Source organism: Streptomyces sp. PKU-EA00015 (assembly GCF_013387495.1).
Lineage (GTDB): Bacteria > Actinomycetota > Actinomycetes > Streptomycetales > Streptomycetaceae > Streptomyces.
The window spans coordinates 37,156-56,698 of the sequence record NZ_JABZEE010000006.1 but is presented as its reverse complement, the minus strand read 5'-3'; the positions used below and the strand labels follow the sequence as shown (position 1 = coordinate 56,698).

The 19,543-nt window shown below is 73.3% G+C and carries 13 protein-coding genes; 8 read left to right on the top strand and 5 right to left on the bottom strand.

What is annotated here, in order from left to right; translation table 11 throughout:
- Positions 1-17: 17 nt before the first annotated feature.
- Genes HW130_RS06325 through HW130_RS06295 form a run of 7 tightly spaced genes read left to right on the top strand, consistent with a single transcriptional unit; the run spans position 18 to position 12,359 of the window.
- Positions 18-368 carry a hypothetical protein gene (locus HW130_RS06325; RefSeq protein WP_256355915.1) on the top strand — a complete coding sequence of 117 codons (351 nt, stop codon included), beginning with the start codon at positions 18-20 and terminating at the stop codon, positions 366-368.
- The gene (locus tag HW130_RS06320; protein ID WP_177148429.1) at positions 365-742 is read left to right on the top strand and encodes a GPW/gp25 family protein; all 378 of its coding nucleotides are present in this window, start codon (positions 365-367) and stop codon (positions 740-742) included. The genes HW130_RS06325 and HW130_RS06320 overlap by 4 nt, the downstream gene beginning before the upstream one ends.
- Complete coding sequence (locus tag HW130_RS06315; RefSeq protein WP_177148428.1) at positions 739-3,918, top strand: putative baseplate assembly protein; 3,180 nt, start codon at positions 739-741, stop codon at positions 3,916-3,918. Before HW130_RS06320 ends, HW130_RS06315 begins: the two co-directional genes overlap by 4 nt.
- Positions 3,915-7,685 (top strand): putative baseplate assembly protein, encoded by a 3,771-nt coding sequence (locus tag HW130_RS06310; protein WP_177148427.1) that lies wholly within the window; start codon positions 3,915-3,917, stop codon positions 7,683-7,685. The genes HW130_RS06315 and HW130_RS06310 overlap by 4 nt, the downstream gene beginning before the upstream one ends.
- Positions 7,686-7,707: 22 nt before the next feature.
- Entirely contained in the window at positions 7,708-9,861 is a 2,154-nt protein-coding gene (locus HW130_RS06305; protein ID WP_177148426.1) for a hypothetical protein, read from the top strand.
- A gap of 46 nt (positions 9,862-9,907) precedes the next feature.
- Entirely contained in the window at positions 9,908-11,455 is a 1,548-nt protein-coding gene (locus HW130_RS06300) for a DUF6519 domain-containing protein (protein WP_177148425.1), read from the top strand.
- A 25-nt stretch (positions 11,456-11,480) separates the two neighbouring features.
- Entirely contained in the window at positions 11,481-12,359 is an 879-nt protein-coding gene (locus HW130_RS06295; RefSeq protein WP_177148424.1) for a peptidoglycan-binding protein, read from the top strand.
- Positions 12,360-12,411: 52 nt separating this feature from the next.
- Here the strand turns inward: HW130_RS06295 and HW130_RS06290 are convergent, their stop codons facing one another.
- The 5 genes from HW130_RS06290 to HW130_RS06270 form a co-directional block, all read right to left on the bottom strand.
- On the bottom strand, positions 12,412-13,953 hold the full coding sequence (locus HW130_RS06290) for an ABC transporter substrate-binding protein (protein WP_177148423.1): 1,542 nt from the start codon (positions 13,951-13,953) through the stop codon (positions 12,412-12,414).
- Positions 13,950-15,938, bottom strand: coding sequence for a hypothetical protein (locus HW130_RS06285; protein WP_177148422.1), 1,989 nt, complete (start codon positions 15,936-15,938; stop codon positions 13,950-13,952). The genes HW130_RS06290 and HW130_RS06285 overlap by 4 nt, the downstream gene beginning before the upstream one ends.
- A 164-nt stretch (positions 15,939-16,102) precedes the next feature.
- On the bottom strand, positions 16,103-17,068 hold the full coding sequence (locus HW130_RS06280; protein ID WP_177148421.1) for an LLM class F420-dependent oxidoreductase: 966 nt from the start codon (positions 17,066-17,068) through the stop codon (positions 16,103-16,105).
- Between the two features lie 3 nt (positions 17,069-17,071).
- Positions 17,072-18,475 (bottom strand): NADP-dependent succinic semialdehyde dehydrogenase, encoded by a 1,404-nt coding sequence (locus HW130_RS06275; RefSeq protein WP_177148420.1) that lies wholly within the window; start codon positions 18,473-18,475, stop codon positions 17,072-17,074.
- 58 nt (positions 18,476-18,533) lie between these two features.
- A complete protein-coding gene (locus tag HW130_RS06270; protein WP_177148419.1) occupies positions 18,534-18,911 on the bottom strand; it encodes a hypothetical protein in 378 nt (125 codons plus the stop codon).
- 184 nt (positions 18,912-19,095) lie between these two features.
- On the opposite strand from HW130_RS06270, the gene HW130_RS06265 reads away from it, so the two are divergent.
- Entirely contained in the window at positions 19,096-19,488 is a 393-nt protein-coding gene (locus HW130_RS06265; RefSeq protein ID WP_177148418.1) for a carboxypeptidase-like regulatory domain-containing protein, read from the top strand.
- The last annotated feature ends 55 nt before the right edge of the window (positions 19,489-19,543 follow it).

Sequence of the window (19,543 nt, the reverse complement as noted above, 5' to 3'; positions counted from 1 at the left end):
CAACGGGGAGAGAAGTCTTGTCCGGACACTCCGGTAACTCCGGCGTCTGCATCAGCGCCGCATCGGCGATGCACTGTCCGCACGGCGGCCGGGTGTTCGCCGCGTCGGCGGCCGGTGCGGTGCGCGTCGACGGGCATCCCGTCCACACCGCCTTGGACGTGTTCGCCGTGACCGGCTGCGCCCACACCGTGGACGGTGTGCCGCAGCCCTGCACCAGCGCCCGTTTCGATCCGCACGCCAGGGGTGTGCTGGTGGACGGCGCGCCGGTGCTCCTGGACACCACGGCCGCGCAGTGCTTCGGCGCCGCGCTCGTGCCGCAGGGACCGGTGGTCGTCTCCGCCGGACGACAGGGAGTGATGTGCCGATGAGGGCCGTACGCAGTGACATCGCGTTTCCGTTCCGCGGCGACCGGCGGGGGCGTACCGCGCATGCCGCGTACGACGAGCATGTGCGCGATCTGATCGAGCAGTTGCTGTTCACCAGCCCCGGGGAGCGGGTCATGCGCCCCGACTTCGGCTGCGGGCTGCTGGACCTGGTCTTCACCCCGAACAGCCCCGAACTGGCCTCCGCTCTGGAGCTTTCGGTACAGGCGTCGTTGCAGCGCTGGCTGGGTGAGCTGATCGAGGTGGAGTCGCTGGACGTGGTGAGCGAGGAGAACGTGGTCCGGGTGTATCTGCGCTATTCGGTGCGCGCCACCGGGAGTCTGCGCGACGAGGTGTTCGAGGGGAGCGGGCCCGCATGAGCGGCGTGGAGGAGCTGGTCTGCCGCGGCGACGGCAGGCGTGGGAAGGTGCGCGCGGCGCAGCTCGGCGGCGTGGACGCGGTGGAGGTGGGTGACGACGGGCTGACGCTGACGGTCACGTTCCTCGGCAAGGCGCCGCACGGGCTGTGCCCCGAGAACATCCGCATCGACGGCGGGCGCCGGGTCACCGGGATCGAGGCCGTCGACGTCGTCGTGGAGCGGGAGGAGGACCCGGAGCTCGACGACCGGCTGCTGGTGACGCTGGACCGCACCGGGGACACGAGCCGGTACCGGCTGTCGGTGGTGGACACCGATCCCTACGGGCGGCCGGGGACGGAGCCGTTCCCCGGTTTCGACCAGCGGTACTTCTCGGCCCGGTTCGCGTTCCGGCCGGACTGCCCCACCCCGTTCGACTGCAAGGACGAGCCGGGCGACTGCCCGCCGGACTTCCCGGCCGCACCTGTCGTCGACTACACGGCGCGCGACTACGACACGATCCGCCGGCTGATCCTGGACCGGCTCGCGCTGACCACTCCCGACTGGGTGGAGCGCAACCCGGCCGATCTCGGTGTCACGCTGGTGGAGCTGCTGGCGCACACCGCCGACCGGATCAGCTACCAGCAGGACGCGGTCGCGACGGAGGCGTATCTCGACACCGCGCGGCGGCGGGTGTCGGTGCGCCGGCATGTGCGGCTGATCGACTATCCGATGCACGACGGGTGCAACGCCCGCGCGTTCGTGACCGTCGAGGTGGCGCGCGAACTGACCCTGCTGCCGGGCACCTTCCGGTTCGCCGCGGTCGACGTCGCGCGGCTCGGCCCGAGGGACCGGCCCGAGATCGGCACGGTGATCGACGACGGGGATCTGGCGGTCCTCGGGGAGCGCGGGTCGGTCGAGGTGTTCGAGCCGGTCGTGGCGGCCGAGCCTCTGGTGCTGCGCCCGGCGCACAACACCATCGGATTCTGGACCTGGGGCGGCGAGGTGTGCTCGCTGCCGAGGGGGGCGACGTCGGCGACGCTGCGCGACGCGTGGGCCGACGAGGAGTGCTCCGTCAGGGAGTTGTGTCTCGCGCCGGGCGACCTGCTGCTGATCGAGGAGGTGCGCGGGCCGGTCTCGGGCACGCCCGGTGACGCCGACCCGTCGCACCGGCAGGCGGTGCGGCTCACCTCCGTCACCCCGGTGGTGGACGCCCTGTGCGACCAGCCGGTGCTGGAGGTCACATGGGCGCAGGAGGACGCGCTCACGTTCCCGGTGTGCCTGTCCACGCGGGGCGGCAGGGACTGTGAGCCGGTGGCCGACGTGAGTGTGGCGCGCGGCAACGTGGCGCTCGTCGACCACGGACGTTCCCTGACGTTCTGCGAGGGCACGGCGGAGACGGTGACCGTGCCGGCGGAGCCCGCCGTCCTCGGCTCGTGCGATCCGTCCGGCTTCGGCTGCCCGGACCGGGACGCGGGCAACGCCGTCGCGGACCTGATCGGTGCGCGCATGGACCAGACGCGGCACGGCGGGCTGCTGACCGCCGGACAGATACGGGAGCTGTTCGCGGTCGTCGGCGAGGACGCGACCGGGCGGGCCGGTCTGGGTCTGGAACTGGCGGGCCGGCGGCGCGAGAAGGTCGTGCCGGGCACCGCGTACGAGCAGGCGGAGGCGCTGGAGACGCTGCTGGCGCAGGTCGTGTATCCGGGCATCCGCCCGCGGTTCCGTCCAGTGCTGCACCACTCCCCCGTGGTCCAGTCGGTGCCGTTCCCGCTGTCGGCGCACGTGTCGGGCGGGCAGGCGGCCCGGCTCGCGGCCGTCCCGGAGCGGGTGCGGCAGCGGCTGGTGGAGCTGTGGCGCAGCGCCCGTGACCGCGACGGTCTGGCCGAGGCGGAGATCGCCGAGCTGACGGTTCTGTTCGGGCTGAAGGTGCTCGAACGGCTGGAGCTGCGCCGCCGGCCGGTGCCCGCCCTGCGGGAGCTGCTGCACCGCAGCGAGCGGCTGCTGGCCCCGAAGCTGCGGCGGCTGGAGGTGCTGACGGCCCGGGCCCGCGCGGGCGCCGTTCTCGACGGCGGGATCGCCTGGGAGGTCGCGCACACCTGGGGTCCGGTGTACGCGGCGGGGCTGCACCCCGACGAGCCGGAGCTGCGAGGCCCCGCGGCGGCCCTCGTCCAGGACCCGCGTCAGGCGCTGCCCGCGGTGCGGGTGGTCGACGCGGAGCGGGACGAGGAGTGGACGGCTCGGCGTGACCTGCTGGCGAGCGGGAAGCGGGACCGGCACTTCGTCGGGGAGCTGGAGGACGACGGCCGGATCGCGCTGCGGTTCGGCGACGGGCGGCACGGGGCGCGGCCGCGGCCGGGCGCCCGTCTGGAGCTGCACTACCGGCTCGGCGGCGGCACGGCGGGCAACGTGGGCGCGGAGGCCATCAACCACCTCGTACTGTGCCGGGATCCGCACGTGGCGGAGGCGGGCGAGGCGATGCCGGTGGCGGGGGTGCGCAATCCGCTTCCGGCGGTGGGAGGCACCGAGCCGGAGCCGCTGGAGCAGGTGCGTCAGCTCGCGCCGCTGGATCTTCGGCGTTCGCGGCTGCGCGCGGTGACCGCCGACGACTACGCCGCGCTGGCGTCGGCGCTGCCGGGTGTGCAGCGGGCGGCGGCGGAGATCCGCTGGACGGGAAGTGTGCAGGAGGCCCATGTGGCCGTGGACGCCCTGGGCGCGGGTGAGCCGTCGCAGCGGCTGCTCGACTCGGTGGCGTACGGGCTGGAGGCGTACCGGCGCATCGGGCACGACCTCGTGGTCGGCCCGGCGCGCAGGGTGCCGCTGGACATCGCGCTGTGGGTGTGCGCGGCTCCCGGCCACCAGCACGGGCAGATCCTCGCCGAGCTGCACCGGCTGCTGGGCAGCCGGCGGCTGCCCGGCGGACGGCTCGGCTTCTTCCACCCCGACGCGCTGTCGTTCGGCGAACCGGTGCGGCTGAGCCGCCTGGTGGCCGCGGCGGCGGCCGTGCGGGGCGTGGAGAGCGTGCGGGTGACCAGGCTGGCCCGGCTCTTCGACGCCGGGCCCGCGCAGGAGACGGACGACACGGCACTGGAGGCAGGCGTGCTGCGGCTCGGCCCGCTGGAGATCGCGCGTTGCGACAACGACCCCGACCGGCCCGAGAACGGGCTGCTGTCCATCGAGATCGGCGGAGGTGCGCGATGAGCGGCACGTGCGGCTGCGGCTGCGGCGGGCACGACGAGCGCCGCGCCCCGCGGGCCCTGTACAACCCTCCGGGCCGGGACGCGCTGGACTACCGCGTGGGCGAGTACGGCTCGTTCCTGGCGGCCATGCTGGACCGGCTGGCCTCGCCCGCCTATCCGGCGCTGCGCGGGCTGACGGTCCGTACGCCGGACGATCCGGCGATCGGACTCCTGGACGCGTGGGCGGTGGTCGGTGACCTGCTGACCTTCCATGCGGAGCGGATCGCGGACGAGGCGTATCTGCGCACCGCGAACGAGCACCGCTCGCTGGCGCTGCTGGGCAGGCTGGTGGGGCACCGGCCGCGGCCGGGCATCGCGGCGGACACGCATCTCGCGTACACCCTGGACCGGGATCCGCGGGAGCCGGATCTGTCCGTGCTGATACCGCGGGGTGCGCGGAGCAACAGCGTGCCCACCTCCTCCAACGAGCAGTCGCAGGTGTTCGAGACGAGCGAGGACATGGTGGCGCGGGCGGCGTGGAACGAGCTGGCGGTGCGCCGGCGCAGGCCCTCGCTGCTCACGCCCGACGATCTCGGGCGGCGGTCGGAGATCTTCGTCGCGGGTACGTCCACGGGGCTGAGCACGGGTGACCGGCTGCTGTTCGTGTTCGCCGGGGAGGAGGGCGGGCCGGCGGGGCAGCGGCTGCTGCTGCCGGTCGCGCGGACCCGGGTGGACCGCGACGACGACGTGACCGCGGTCGCGCTGCCGCGGTCCGCGCCGCCCACGCTCGGCGAGCTGGTGGACGAGCTGCGCCGGTGGATCACGGAGGACGACCGGGCGACCGAGGACGGCGAGCCCGCCCCGGACAACCCCAATCCGCGTCCCGTCAGCCGGTACATCGAGGAGTTCGACGCGCAGGTGCTCGCCCCGCTGCGGGCGGGCCTCGACACCGTCACCACGCCCGCCGCGTTCGCGTCCCTGCTCGCCGGTCCGCACGAACGGCTCGCCGAGGCGCAGGCGGTGGCCGCCGCGTACGAGGACGTGGCGGCCTGGTTCGAGCAGTTGGAGGCCGTGGTCGGCGATCTGCGCGAGCGGGCGGCCGATCTGGAGCCGTCCCGGCCGGCGCCCCGGCCGGAGGAGCAGGTGTCCGGCGGCGCCGCGGCCCTGCGGGCGCTGGGCGCGGTGCTGCCCGCGCTGCGGACCCGTGACGTGCGGCCGGGCGCGGGCGCCCGGGCGCTGCCCCAGGACCGGCTTCCGGCGGCGGGTTCGGAGCTGGGCGCGCAGTTGCTGTCCGCGCTCGACCCCCGGGTGGCCGACGGGATGTACGCGGCGTGGCGGCGGTCCGCCCCGACCGCACCCGCTCTGCTGACCGAGCTGCAGGCGATGCGGGTGACGGCGGCGCCGTTCGGTGCGACGGCTCCCCTGCGGCCGGTGCAGGACGAGCGCGGCCGGGTGGTCCGGCAGGCAGACTGGCCTCTGACGGGCGCGGCGCTGACGACGATGCGGATCGTGTACGACCCGTCGGGGCGGGTGCCGCAGCGTGCCGAGTTCCAGCACACCGAGACGGGCTCGTCGGTCCAGGTGGCCGAGAACCTGCCGGCGGACAAGTCGTTCGAGCTGGGGCCCGGCAGGATCACGCTGCGCACGCGGTCGGGCCAGGACCACGACCTGAGCTGGCTGAGCAGGCGGCCCGCGGACTCCCAGGAGCCGGGCGTGACGGCACAGCTGTCGGACGGCCTGCCGGAGCGGACGCTGTTCGTGTCCCGTCCCGGTGAGGACGGCCGCGTGCACGTGGCCGTGCAGAACGGCGAGCCGGTGAACTGGCGGCTCGCCCCGGGCGAGCGCCGCCAGGTCCGGCACGGGGGCATGGAGCTGACCGTGAGCTACACGGTGGGCAGCGAGCCGGCGAACGTCGTGGTCGGTATCGCGACGGTGCCGGAGCCGGCGAACCGTCATGTGCTGCCGCTGGACTCGGTGCAGGACTCGGTGACGGTCGGCAGCTGGGTGGCGATCGAGCGTCCCCGCAAGGGCGCGGAAGGGCCGGACGGGATCCCCGGCGACGCGCGGCTGGGCTTCGTCACCACTCGGGTGACGGCCGTGCGCACGGCCGTCTACACCAACTACGGCATCACCGGCCGGGGCACGGAGCTGACGCTGGCCGACCCGTGGCTCGACGAGCACGACGTGCTGTTGTCCAACATCCGCGACACCACGGTGCACGCGGGCGGTCAGACCCTGCGGCTCGCGGGTGAGCCGCTCGGCGAGGACGTGCACGGCGACGAGATCGAACTCGCGGAGCTGTACGACGGGTTGCGTCCGGGTCGCCACCTGGTGGTCTCCGGGGAACGGACGGACGTGCTGCCGCAGTCCCCGGCGGCGTCAGGGGTCATGGGCACGGAACTGGTGGTGATCGCGGATGTGGAGCAGGTCGTCGATCGGCGCCTGCCGGGCGATCATGTGCACACCCGGCTGTCGCTGACGTCGAAGCTGGCCTACCGCTACCGCCGTGACACGGTGCGCGTGCTGGGCAACGTGGTGCCGGCGACGCACGGCGAGAGCCGTGACGAGCCGATCGGCAGCGGGGACGCGAACCGGCCGAACCAGACGTTCGCCCTGTGGCAGTCGCCCCTGACATGGCTGCCCGCCGACACCCCTCTGGGGGCGACGCCCGTGCTGGAGGTCCGTGTCGACGGGCTGCTGTGGCACGAGGTGGACAGTCTCGCCGGGCGCGGCCCGACCGAGAGAGTGTACGTCACGGGCACGACGGCCGACGGCCGTACGACGGTGACGTTCGGCGACGGGGTGCACGGGGCGCGCCTGCCCAGCGGCAGCGAGAACGTCCGCGCCCGCTACCGCTTCGGCACCGGCCGTGCGGCCAACGTCAGGGCGAACCGCATCACCCAGGCCGTCACGCGGCCGCTGGGCGTCACAGGGGTCACCAATCCGCAGCCCGCCACGGGCGGCGCGGACGCGGACGGGCCTTCGCTGACCCGCCGCACGGTGCCGCTCGCGGTGTCCGCGCTCGACCGGCTCGTGTCGGTCGCGGACTACGAGGACTTCGCACGGTCGCGGGCCGGGATCGGCCGGGCGGTGGCACGGGAGGTCTTCGACGGCCGTCGGCAGGTGCTGCACGTGACGGTCGCCGGGGTGGACGACATCCCGGTCGCCGGGGACTCCGACGTGCTGCGCGCCCTGCGCTCCTCGCTGGCCGAGTACGGCGACTCGCGGCTGCCTGTGCGGGTGGACGTGCGGGAGCTGGTGCTCCTGCTGATCGCGGCGAAGGTGAAGGTCGCGCCGGACCACAGCTGGCGGGTGGTGGAGCCGAGGCTGCGGCAGGCGCTGCTACGGGAGTTCGGACCCGGTCGGCGCGAACTGGGCAGTCCCGCCCAGCTGTCCGACGTGCTGGCGACGGCGCACCGGGTGCCCGGCGTCGACTTCGTCGACGTGGACGTCTTCGGCGGGGTCCCGGCGTCGCTCACGCCCGACGGCCTGACCCGCCTCGCCGAGGGGCTCACCGAGGTGCGGCCGACGGTCCCGGCACGGCTCGCCGCGTACGACGAGGACGTGCACACGGTCACCGCCGACGAGGGCGAGACGCTGACCGGGGTGGCGGCCCGGTACGGGATCCCGCTGTCCGAACTGCTGCGCCTCAACCCGGACGTCACCGACACCCGGCGGCTGGCGAAGGGGCGCGCCGTGTGCGTCTTCCGCGGCGTCCGCCCGGCCCAGCTCGTCCTGCTGTCCCCCCACGTGGCGGACACGCTCATTCTCACGGAGGTCACCGCATGAACACGTATGAAAGGAGCGCCGCATGAGCAGGGAACCGGACGGGCTCGCGGAGCTGCTCCCCCAGTGGCACCGGCTCCGGGACGCCGAGGCCGGGGAACCCCTGCGGGCGCTGCTCGCGGTGATCGCCGAGCAGGCCGACCTGGTGCGCGACCGGGTGGAGCAGGGCTACGAGGACCTGTTCGTGGAGACGGCCGCGCCCTGGGTGCTGCCGTACATCGGCGACCTGGTGGGTTACAGGCCGCTCCCCGGTTACGAGAGGGTGCGCACCGACGGGCTCGGCGACGCGGGCCGGGACGCCTCTCGCGGCGCTCTCGCCGAGGCCCTCGCGCCGCGCCGGGACGTGGCGGCCACGGTCGCCAACCGGCGCCGCAAGGGCACACTGCACCTGCTGGAGGAGCTGGCGCAGGAGATCGGGGGATGGCCGGCGAGGGCCGTGGAGTTCTCGCGGCTCGTCTCCCACCACCAGCCGGTGAAGCTGTACGGGTCTGGGCCGGCGGCCGCCGATGTGCGCCGGGCCGGGCGCGGCCGGCTCGCCGACGTACGGGAGGGCGCCGAACTGGATCTGGCGGGCGGCCCGTTCGGGAACACCGCACGGTCGGTGGACGTGCGCAGGGCGGGCTCCGCACGACGCACGGGCGGGTACACGCCCGCGGGAGTGGGCCTGTTCGTGTGGCGGCTGAAGCCGTATCACCTCAACCGGGCCCCGGCGTACTGCATCGACCGTGCGCGCAGTCTCTACACGTTCTCGATCCTCGGCAACGACGCCCCGCTGGTGACGAATCCGGTGCCTGAGCCGTCGGCGACGCACATCGCCACGATCGACAACGTGCCCGCGTACATCCGGCGCCGCCAGCTCGCCGACCGGCTCGCGGACTACTACGGGCCGGGCAAGAGCTTCACGATCTGGCGGGACGGCCAGGACGAGCCGGTGCCGATGTCGGACATCGTGGTCGCGGACCTGTCCCAGTGGCGCTACCGGCCGCGGCGCGGCCAGGTGGCGGTCGACCCGGTGCTGGGACGGATCGCGTTCGGGTCGCGTTCGGCGCCGCGGCAGGGCGTGTGGGTGACGTACCACTACGCGTTCGGCGACGACATCGGCGGCGGCGAGTACCCCCGGGAGCGCGACACCTCGCCGGCGGCGAAGGTCTACCGGGTCGGCCCCGGCGGCGGCCATCAGAAGATCATGGACGCGTACGAGGAGTGGCGCGAGGACCGCAGGGCGGGCCGGTGCGGGCCCGAGGGCGTCATCGAGATCACGCACAGCGGCGCCTACCAGGAGCAGCTGGACTTCGACCTGGAGCGCGGCGACCGGCTGGAGCTGCGGGCGGCGGAGGGCTGCCGCCCGGTGATCCGCCTCCTCGACTGGTACAGCAACCGCCCCGACGCGCTCAACATCCGGGCGCGGGAGGAGGACTGCGGGGGCGAGGCGCCGCGCATCGTGCTGGACGGTCTGCTGGTCACCGGCCGCGGCCTGCATGTGAGCGGTCCGGTGGGCGCGGTGGTGCTGCGGCACTGCACGCTGGTGCCGGGATGGTCGCTGGAGCCCGAGTGCGACCCGCACTCCCCCGAGGAGCCGAGCCTGGTGCTGGAGCGGACGACGGCGTGCGTGCAGATCGAGCACAGCGTTCTGGGCACGATCGAGGTCATCGGGGACGAGGTGAACCACGAGCCGCTGCCGCTCCACATCCGGGACAGCATCCTGGACGCCACCGGCCACGACCGCGAGGCGCTGTCCGCTCCCGACTGCCGGCTCGCGCACGCGGTGCTGCACGCCCACCGCACCACGGTGATCGGGGAAGTGCACACGCATGCCGTGGAGATCGGCGAGAACAGCGTCTTCACCGGGCGGATGCGCGTCGCCCGGCGCGGCATCGGCTGCCTGCGGTACTCGTACGTGCCGCCGGGCTCCCGCACCCCGCGCCGGCACCGCTGCCGGCCCGACCTCGCGGGCGGTGAGCCGGTCCGTCCTCTCTTCGAGAGCGAGCGGTACGGCACGCCCGCCTACGGCCGGCTCGCCGGCGTGTGCCCGCCGGAGATCCGGCGCGGCGCCGACGACGGCTCCGAGATGGGCGTCTTCCACGACCTGTACGAACCGCAGCGCGAGGACAGCCTGCGGGCCCGGCTCGCCGAGTACACCCCGGCCGGTACGGACGCCGGGATCATCCCCGTCACCTGACACGACTTTCACGACTGCCTGAACTTCCCGAGGGGGACCCCAACTCATGCACGCAGACATCTCCCGCGTCACCTTCCGGCCGGAGAGGCACTACTCGGCGGTGATCGCCCAGCAGGGCCGGGTCCAGCTGGACGCGGACTCCAACGAGCAGACGGCGATCCAGCTGCACCGGGCCCGGACCGTCGCCCGCGACCTGATCGGGCAGCACGGCGGCCCGCAGGGCGCGACCGGTTTCGCGGTGCAGTTCCTGGGCGGCAGCCGGGAGCTGGACGATCTGGCGATCGGCGGCGGCCGCTACTACGTGGACGGCATCCTCCTCGACGCGACGCGTCCCGCCCCGGGCGTCCCGGTCACGGAGCCGGCCGCGGACGGCGAGGCCGCCGACAGTCCCGCGCCGCCGGCGACCTGGACGTACTGGGACCAGCCGGACGGCTACCGGGACCCGGAGCGGCCCGGTGACCGGCTGCCGACCCAGTTCCCGTACCTGGCGGCGCTGAAGGTGTGGGAGCGGGTCGTGACCGCCGCCGAGGACCCGCTGCTGCGGGAGGTCGCGCTCGGCTCGGCCATGCCGGACACCGCGGCGCGGGTGAAGGTGGTCTGGCAGGTGGTTCCGGTGCCGGGCTCGGAGCTGGAGCTGGCGGACGGGGCGACGAAGGACCAGGTGCGGGCCGCGTTCGACAAGTGGGCCGCGGCGCAGGCTCCGACGGCACGGATGGCGGCGCGCAGCGAGCGTCCGGACCGCGCGGACGAGGACCCGTGCCCGGTACCGCCCGACGCCCGCTACCGCGGACCGGAGAACCAGCTGTACCGGGTGGAGATCCACGAGGGCGGGGCGGCGAAGGACGCGACGTTCAAGTGGTCGAGGGAGAACGGGTCGGTGACCTTCCCGGTCGACGAACTCGACGGGACCTGGGTGGAGTTGGCGTCCCTCGGCGGCGACGACAAGCTCGACTTGAACGTCGGTGACTGGGTCGAGTTCACCGACACCGCGTACACCAGCCGCCGCGAGCCGCAACCGCTGCTGCGGGTCGAGGAACTGGACCTGCCCGGCCGCCGGGTGAGGCTGTCGGACGAGCCGCACCCCTCGGTGGGCCGGCGTCCCGAGCTGAACCCGTATCTGCGGCGCTGGGACCACCGGCCGCCCTCGGGCCGGGGCAAGGGCGGCGCGTCGAAGGCGCGCGGCGGGGCGCTGCGCATCGAGGAGGGTGTGTGGCTGCCCCTGGAGGACGGGGTGTTCGTGTACTTCGAGCCCGGACGTGCCTACCGGTCCGGGGATTTCTGGACCGTGGCGGCGCGTACGGCGACGGGCGACGTGGAGTGGCCGACGGACAGCGCGCGGCGTCCGCTGCTGCGCTCGCCGCAGGGTGTCGAGGTGCACTACGCGCCGCTGGCGTGGGTGCTCGGTGAGGGGTCGGTTGCCGATCTGCGGCAGTCCTTCGGCTCCTTGGCGGCGCCGATCCCCGCGGCCGACGCAAAGACGCTGGCGGCCGAGGCGAGCGCGGAGGAGGAGGCCGTGGCGGCGGAGCGTGCCGCGCAAGGCGGTTCGGCGGACGCGGAGACCGGGCAAATCGATCAGGGACGGCCGGAGAACTGACGGACTCCCGGGAAGGAGCACCACCATGGCGACACCCCTGTCGGCCGACAGACTGCTGAAGGCCCTTCGCAACGAGGGACTGCGCGTGGTCGAGCATCGCAGCTGGCGCACGCACAACCGCAATCACAAGGGTCCGTGGGGCCCGGTGAACGGCGTGATGATCCATCACACCGTGACGAAGGGCACCGAGAGCTCCGTCGAGCTGTGCTACAACGGCCACTCCAGTCTGCCCGGACCGCTGTGCCACGGTGTCATCGCGAAGGACGGCACGGTCTACCTCGTCGGCAACGGCCGCGCCAACCATGCCGGGCTGGGCGACGACGACGTCCTGCGCGCGGTCGTCAACGAGTCGGCGTCACTGCCCGCCGACAACGAGGCCAACACCGACGGCAACCGGCACTTCTACGGTTTCGAGTGCATCAACCTCGGGGACGGCAAGGACCCTTGGCCCGCGGCGCAGCTGGAGGCCGTCGAGAAGGCGGCCGCGGCGATCTGCCGGGCGCACGGCTGGTCGCACCGCTCGGTGATCGGGCACAAGGAGTGGCAGCCGGGGAAGGTCGATCCGCGCGGGTTCACGATGGACTCGATGCGCAGCCGGATAAGGGAGCGGCTGGGCGGCGCTCCGGACGGACCGGCGACGCCGCCGCCGGCTCCGCGCTACGAGCCGTTCCCGGGCGCGGCGTTCTTCCAGGCGGGCCGGCGCAGCCCGGTCATCACGGCGATGGGCAAGCGGCTGGTCGCCGAGGGCTGCGGCCGCTACGAGGTGGGCCCGGGTCCGGAGTGGACCGAGGCCGACCGCGCGTCGTACGCGGCCTGGCAGCGCAAGCTCGGCTACTCGGGGAGCGACGCGGACGGCATCCCGGGCAGGACGAGCTGGGACAAGCTGAAGGTGCCCAACGTCTGACGTGAGCGTGACGGCGGCCGCACACCCGGGGGTGTGCGGCCGCCGTCGTGTGTCAGGTACGGCTCGCGGTGCAGTCCGCGGGAGTGGGCCTGCCGGTGGGCCAGGCGAGTCCGACGAAGCGGATGCGGCCGGGGGCGTCGGCTGCGAGTTCCACGACGGAGACCGCCTTGTTGTAGGGGTTGCCGTAGTTGTCCAGGCAGATCCAGCCGCTAGCGCCGTCCACCTTGCCCATGCCGTGCAGCCGCAGCCAGGAGTCGCTGATGCGGCTGAGGGCGGGGATGACGGGGTCGCCGTCGTCGCGCATCCGGATGGCGGTGACGGCGGTGAGTCCCGCGTCGTAGAAGGTGATGGTCCGTGAGTCGGTGAGCTCCACCGCGCCGATGTCGCCGACCTCCTTGCTGCGCGCGAGCTCGGCGAGGGTGCGGTAGGCGGCCGCGGAGCCGCCGGTGGCGGGCGTCTGTGGGCCGGTCCAGGCGTCAGGGTGGGCGACGGCCGCGTACTGGAGGGTCACGCCCTTGCGGAAGGCGTCCCAGTCGAGGAGCTTGTCCGAGGAGAGCGTGGAGGCGCCGGATCCGGTGATGACGGTGTACTTCTTCTCGGTGCAGCCGCGGTTGCCGAGTTCGTTGACGAACTGCCGCAGCTGGACGGGGCGTCCGGCGAAGTAGATGACCTTGGCGGCCGAGGTGCAGATGGTGTCGACCATCTGGTCGAAGGCGTTGGCTGTGGTGCCTTCCTCGTGGAACTCGTCGGGTGCGCGGTACTGCTCGGGTGCGCGCGGCGATCCGAGGGTGCGTTCGGCGAAGGCCCGCTTGAGTGCGTCGACGTAGTTGTCGCCGGTGCGGACGTCCTCGACCACCAGGGTGTGCTCGGGGTCGATGTCCTTGTTGAAGTGGGACAGGGCCTTGGCCTGGTCGGTGGTGGTGGGCACGACCCGGGCGAGGCCGGGGTAGGCGTCGGGCCGTTCGGGACTGTTGCCGGAGTCGTCGGCGGTGATGGGGCCGCCGACGACGGGGATGCCGCGCTCCCGGGTGAGGTAGCCGATGGCCGCCTGGGTGGTGGCGGTGGAGACGTCGAAGCCGATCACGGCGCGGAGGTTGTCGGTCGTCGACTCGGACATCTCGCCGAGCTGTTCGGCGACGGGCCTCCAGTGGGTGTGACTGCGGCCCGGGTTGGCGAGCAGGAGCCGGATCGCGGGCTTCTTGCTGTTGGACTCGTGGTTGGCGCGGTACTGGGCGAGGTAGGCGCCCTGCACCTCGTGCAGGGTCTTCTCCTGCTCGAAGCCCTGGCTGGGCGCCATGGGCAGCATCACGGCGACGGAGACGTGCGGTTCGTCCGCGATCCGGTCGTTCTCCGCCTTGATGCGTGCGCTGACCTCCTTGAGGTTGGCGGCGAAGACGTAGCTGCCGTCGGTGACGCCCGTGCATTCCCCGGCGCCCTCGGGGCCGCGTTTCTCGATGCCCTTGCCGCAGGACGGGTCGGGTCCGAAGACGGCGATGCCGGCCCACACGGCGGCGCCGAGGACGGCGAGGGCGACGACGAGGGCGGCCGCCTTGGTGAGCGGTCCGCCGGGGAGTCTTCCGATGAACGACGTCATGACGCGGCACCTTCCTGGACGGGCAGGTCGGGGGCCTGAGTTCCGGCTCTCAGACGGGCCGGCCAGGCGGCGGACGCCTCGCGGTAGGGGGCGTGCGCGGCCTTGTTGCCGTACAGCGTCTCCAGCGCGATGCGGACGGTGGTCAGCTCGTCCTCGCGGGGAGCGAGGGTGAGCGGGTCGGACAGCCGCCACAGCAGGGGCACCAGCGAGGCGACGGCCTCGTGGTGCGGGCCGGGGACGTCGCTGCCGCAGGCCGTGCACGACAGGGCGGGGCTCCCGGCCGGGGGCTCGTAGCCCTCGCGGGGGTGGGGGGCGGCGCAGATCAGGTTGAGCGCGGCGAGCCATTCGGCGGGCCGGGTGACGGTGAACCGGTGGTGCAGCACGCACACGACCTCGTCCACGCGGCCGAGTGCGAGGGTGTGGTGCAGGTAGGTGTCGCCGCGCGGGTCGCACAGGGAGCGCAGGCGCAGCTGGGTGTCGCGCCAGCGCTCGTGGGTGGTGGTGGCGGCCAGCCGGTGCCGCAGCAGCAGGTCGAGGGCGCGGTCGCCGTCGAGGCAGGACCGGGTGCGGTAGTCGTCGGCCTCGCGGACACGGGCGGCGACCAGGTCGTCGGAGTGGTCCTCGGGGTGGGCGAAGGTCCACAGTCCGCGCCGGGTGCCCGCGTCGGCCGCGGCGGACAGCAGCACCAGACGGTCCCGCAGCACGGGGTCGGGCAGCAGTTTGGCGAGGAGTGCGGGTGCGGCGTCGTCGAGCAGTTCCCGGCTGCGCAGTGTGCCCGCCTCCTGGACGCGGCGGACGGCCGTGTCCGCGAGGATCCGGGCGGCGGCAGCGCGCCCCCCGCTGTAGCGGGCGACGACGCGGGGCAGGTGGTCGGGGTAGTCGACGCGGCTGAGCATCTCGGCGATGTGGGCGGGTTCGATGGCGGGGATGCCGAGGACGAGGGGCCGGTCCTGCGGGACGGCGTCGCCGCCGACCTCGCCGAGCGGCGGATGCCGCTCGCCCCTGCCGAGGACGGTGGCGAGGGTGACGGGCCGCGTCGGGTCCTTGCCGGGGGTGTCGTAGCCTGCGTCGAGCAGGTCGAGGAAGGTGCGTCCGACGTCGGAGTGGGCGTTGTCGAGGAGCAGCAGCGGCCGGGGCTTCTTGTTGAGCCGGCGCAGTCTGCCGTAGTTGGCGTCGACGTCGTCGAGGAGGGCGGCGACGAGGTGCTGCTCGGCGGTGCGCCGGCGGTCGTCCAGCCTGCGGAACCCGCGGACGAACTGGAACAGCCGTTGCAGGGAGTCGCCCTGGTAGCCCTGGGAGCCGTGCAGCCGGCCGCCCCACCAGGCGAGCGCGCCCTTGTCCGGTTCGCTCTTGACGAGCTGCTGGCGTGCGGTGTCGAGGACGATTCCGGCGATGGAGTCGAGGCCGGGGACGACGGACAGGACCTGCGGGAGGTTGTCGGTGACGACGTCGAACCAGCGGCCGAGGCTTTCCCTGCGGCGGCGTACGTCGGGGTCCTCGGCGGTGATGAAGGTGCGCAGGTCGGCCTCGGCCCGCCGCAGGTCGGGGGGCCGCACATCGGTCTCGTCGCTGTTCAGGGGGCGCCAGGCGGTGACGACGAGGAGACCGAGCGACAGCCTGGGGAAGCCCATGGGCCGGCCGAAGTGCCGGACGTCGAGGCCGAGTTTGTAGGCGAGGAGATACAGCAGGTGGGTGATGTGGGAGGCGTTGGGGACCTCCTCGTCGCTGAGCTCGGCGACACCCGGCTCGCCGAATCCGGGGGCTCCGAGGTCGACCCGCGCGAGCGGCACCCGGCCGTTGTACGCGTCATGGACGGCCCCGAGCAGCGCGGTCTTGCCGGTGCCGCGTCCGCCGACGATCCGCACCACGGGGGCGCCTTTGGGATAGGCGAAGGGGACCTGGTAGGCGTTCTGGTGGTGCAGTCCCACCAGCCGCGGGACGAAGTCCTCCTGCAGGGCCTGCTGACCGTACAGTCTCCCGCCCATGGCGCTCCCCCGCCTTCCCCCTGCCAGCTGCGCATCATGAGATCAACTCGCCGTGCACAGAGGGAATTTACCCGACGTAAGCCCACTCGGCAGGGGGTTGTGAGCGCCGGTGTCACCTGCGGCCCGAGCAGGACGCGGGCAGTGCGCGCGCCGACGCGCGGAGGTCAGAGCTCGCGGAGCGCCGGCAGCAGCTTCTTCCCGGCCCAGTCGAGGAACGGACCCTGCCGGTCCCCGCCGATCTGGACGAGGGCGACCTCGGTGAATCCGGCCTCCGCGTACGGGCGTACGGCGTCGACGAAGGCGTCCACGTCGTCGCCGCAGGGGATCTGTCCGGCGACGTCCTCGGGGGTGACGAGTGCGGTGGCCTGCTCGAAGGACTTCGGCCCGGGCAGTTCGGCGTTGACCCGCCAGCCGCTGAGCGCCCAGCGGAACTGGTCGTGGGCGCGGGCCACGGCCGCGTCCCGGTCGGTGTCGTAGCAGACCGGGAGCTGGCCGATGCGGGGTTTGCCGGCGCCGCCGTAGCGGTCGAAGGCGTCGAGCAGTTCCTTCTTCGGCTCGGTGGCGATCACCAGGTCGGCATTGTTCCCGGCGATCTCGCAGGAGCTGTCGCCGGAGACGGCGATGCCGATGGGCACGGGCTGTTCGGGCACGTCCCACAGTTTGGCGTCGACGACGTCGAAGTGGGGCCCGTGGTGGGTGACGTGCTCGCCGTCGAGGAGCCTGCGGATGATGTCCGTGGCCTCCTCCAGCTTCTCCAGGCGCTCGTGCGCGCTGGGCCAGCCGCCGCCCACCACGTGCTCGTTGAGGTTCTCGCCGGAGCCGAGGCCGAGGCGGAAACGACCTTCGGACAGCAACTGGACGGTGGCGGCCTTCTGGGCCACGACGGCGGGGTGGTACCGGGTCGTCGGGCAGGTCACGTACGTCATGAGCGGGATGGTCGAGGTGGCCTGGGCGGCTGCGCCGAGGACGCTCCAGGCGTACGGCGCGTGGCCCTGGGAGCCGAGCCAGGGGAAGTAGTGGTCGGAGATGACGGAGAAGTCGAAACCGGTCGCCTCGGCGCCGGCCACATGGCCGATGAGCTCACGCGGCCCGGCCTGCTCGGTCATCATCGTGTATCCGATGCGCAGCATGCTCTACGCCTCCTCGTCCTTGCCGTGCCACAGCGTGGTGACGTTGCAGAACTCCCGGATTCCGTGCCCGGACAGCTCGCGTCCGTAGCCGGACCGTTTGACGCCCCCGAACGGCAGGGCGGGATGGGAGGCGGTCATGCCGTTGAAGAAGACGCCGCCCGCTTCGAGGTCCCGCGAGAACCGCTCGATCTCGGCCTCGTCGCGGGTCCAGGCATTGGAACTGAGTCCGAACGGCGAGTCGTTGGCGAGGGCGACGGCCTCGTCGGCGCCGGCTACGCGGTAGAGCGTTGCCACCGGTCCGAACGCCTCCTCCCGGTGGATGCGCATCGCGTCGGTCACGCCGGTGAGCACGGTCGGCTCGTAGTACCAGCCGCGGTCGCGGCCGGGCGGGCGCCGTCCGCCGCACTGTGCGGTGGCGCCCCGGGCGAGCGCGTCGTCGACGAGCTGTTCGAGGTCCTCGCGGCCCTTCTCGGTGGCGAGCGGGCCGACGTCGGTGGACTCGTCCATCGGGTCGCCCACGGTCAGGTCACGCATCGCGGCGGTGAACCGCTCGCGGAAGGCGTCGTGGATGTCGGCGTGGACGATGAACCGTTTGGCCGCGATGCAGGACTGGCCGTTGTTCTGCACGCGGGCGGTGACCGCGGTGGCGACCGCGCGGTCCAGGTCGGCGGAGGGCATGACGATGAACGGGTCGCTGCCGCCGAGTTCCAGCACCGTCTTCTTGACCTCGTCGCCGGCGACGGAGGCGACGGAGCGTCCCGCCGGTTCGCTGCCGGTCAGGGTGGCGGCGGCCACGCGCGGGTCGCGCAGGACCTTCTCGACGGCGTCCGAACCCACCAGCAGCGTCTGGAAGCAGCCTTCCGGGTAGCCGGCCCGGCGGAACAGGTCCTCCAGGTACAGGGCGGTCCGCGGCACGTTGGACGCGTGCTTGAGCAGCCCCGTGTTGCCCGCCATCAGGGCGGGCGCGGCGAAGCGCACGACCTGCCAGAGCGGGAAGTTCCACGGCATGACGGCGAGGACGACGCCGAGGGGCCGGTAACGCACGGTGGCGCGGGCCGCTCCGGAGTCCGTCACGTCGGCCTCCGGCGGGTGCTCGTCGGCGAGGAGTTCCTCGGCCCGGGCGGCGTACCAGCGCATCGCCTTGGCGCACTTGGCCGCCTCGGCGCGGGCGGCGGCCAGTGGTTTGCCCATCTCGGTGGTCATCGTGCGGGCGATGCCCTGCTGGTCCTGCTCCAGCAGGTCGGCGGCGCGGTTCAGCAGGCCGGCCCGCTCGGCGAAGGAGGTCGTGCGATGCCTCGCGAAGGCGTCGGAGGCGAGCTGGACGCGCCGCTCGATCTCGTCGGGGCCGAAGGCGTCGAAGGTCTCGAGCGTCTCCCCGGTCGCGGGATTGACGGTGGCGATGGGCATGGTCAGTCCTCCTGGGCTCGGGTGCCTGGCGGGTCGCCGGTGTGTTCGGCCGAGCCGGTCACTGATGGATGCCGCTGGTCAGCCGCAGCTGCACGTCCTTCTCCTGGTCGCCGGCCGCCATGCCCTCCTCCTGGACCTGGAAGCTGGTCGCGAGCATCTCCTTCATGCGGTCCACGGCCCAGTAGCCGCCCTGCATCTCGATCGTCACGGGTGCCGCGAGCCGTACCGGCTCCGCCTTGCCGAGGGGGTGGGACACGTCGAACGTGGTCGTCCACACGGTCTCGTGGCCCTCTATGACGTGCCGGGGCACCTCGGACTCGTCGCGGTCCGAGGGGTACGCGCGGCCGAGGGCGCGGAAGACGGAGTCCGCGTCCTCGCTGGAGCAGCCGGTGACCGTGACGACGACCGACTCCGTGTGCTCCTGTGCAGTGTTCACCGTGATTCCCGCCTTCCGTTCCTGTCCCGTGGGGCCGGCCTGTCCGCGCCGGGCGGCGCGCCCTCCCCGTCTCCTCAAGCCTCGCCCCCCGGCCGCGGCGGTGCGAGCGGGCCGGGTCCGGGCGGTGGGCGGACGGCCGCCGGGGGCGTCGGGTACCCAGGCGGCGGGTGACGATGCCTGGCCGATGCTCGGCATGCTGGTCATCGAGATCGGCTACGGCGCCGGGATCGGCCGCTTCCACGGCCATGTGCGGGACGCCGAGGGCGCACCGGTGGCGTGTGCCCTTGTGACGCTGATCGACCGGTCGGGCCGCCGGGCGGGCCTGGCGGTGGCGGACGCACAGGGGCGTTACGCCCTCCCCGCGCCACCCGAGGGGAGCTATGTACCGGCGGTGACGGCGTCCGGGCACGCGCCGCGTGCGTTCACGGCGGTGTACGAGCGGGAGGGGGCCGGGACCGGGTACGAGATGACGCTGACGGCCCCCACCGCGCGGGGCCGACCGGGCGGTCCGCACCCCACGCGGGGCGACCGAACGGCCTGCCGGGCAGCACGGCCCCTGATGAGACGCCCCCCGTAACCCGGGCCGGCGGCCCGCCGGCCGCTTTGGCGTGCCCCCGGAACATGTCGACGCA

Bases quoted from the DNA above. Each gene is read 5' to 3' on its own strand.
- HW130_RS06285 (WP_177148422.1), bottom strand. From the start codon at position 15,938: ATGGGCGGGAGACTGTACGGTCAGCAGGCCCTGCAGGAGGACTTCGTC.
- HW130_RS06310 (WP_177148427.1), top strand. From the start codon at position 3,915: ATGAGCGGCACGTGCGGCTGCGGCTGCGGCGGGCACGACGAGCGCCGC.
- HW130_RS06300 (WP_177148425.1), top strand. From the start codon at position 9,908: ATGCACGCAGACATCTCCCGCGTCACCTTCCGGCCGGAGAGGCACTAC.
- HW130_RS06265 (WP_177148418.1), top strand. From the start codon at position 19,096: ATGCTCGGCATGCTGGTCATCGAGATCGGCTACGGCGCCGGGATCGGC.
- HW130_RS06280 (WP_177148421.1), bottom strand. From the start codon at position 17,068: ATGCTGCGCATCGGATACACGATGATGACCGAGCAGGCCGGGCCGCGT.
- HW130_RS06290 (WP_177148423.1), bottom strand. From the start codon at position 13,953: ATGACGTCGTTCATCGGAAGACTCCCCGGCGGACCGCTCACCAAGGCG.
- HW130_RS06295 (WP_177148424.1), top strand. From the start codon at position 11,481: ATGGCGACACCCCTGTCGGCCGACAGACTGCTGAAGGCCCTTCGCAAC.
- HW130_RS06305 (WP_177148426.1), top strand. From the start codon at position 7,708: ATGAGCAGGGAACCGGACGGGCTCGCGGAGCTGCTCCCCCAGTGGCAC.
- HW130_RS06315 (WP_177148428.1), top strand. From the start codon at position 739: ATGAGCGGCGTGGAGGAGCTGGTCTGCCGCGGCGACGGCAGGCGTGGG.
- HW130_RS06320 (WP_177148429.1), top strand. From the start codon at position 365: ATGAGGGCCGTACGCAGTGACATCGCGTTTCCGTTCCGCGGCGACCGG.
- HW130_RS06275 (WP_177148420.1), bottom strand. From the start codon at position 18,475: ATGCCCATCGCCACCGTCAATCCCGCGACCGGGGAGACGCTCGAGACC.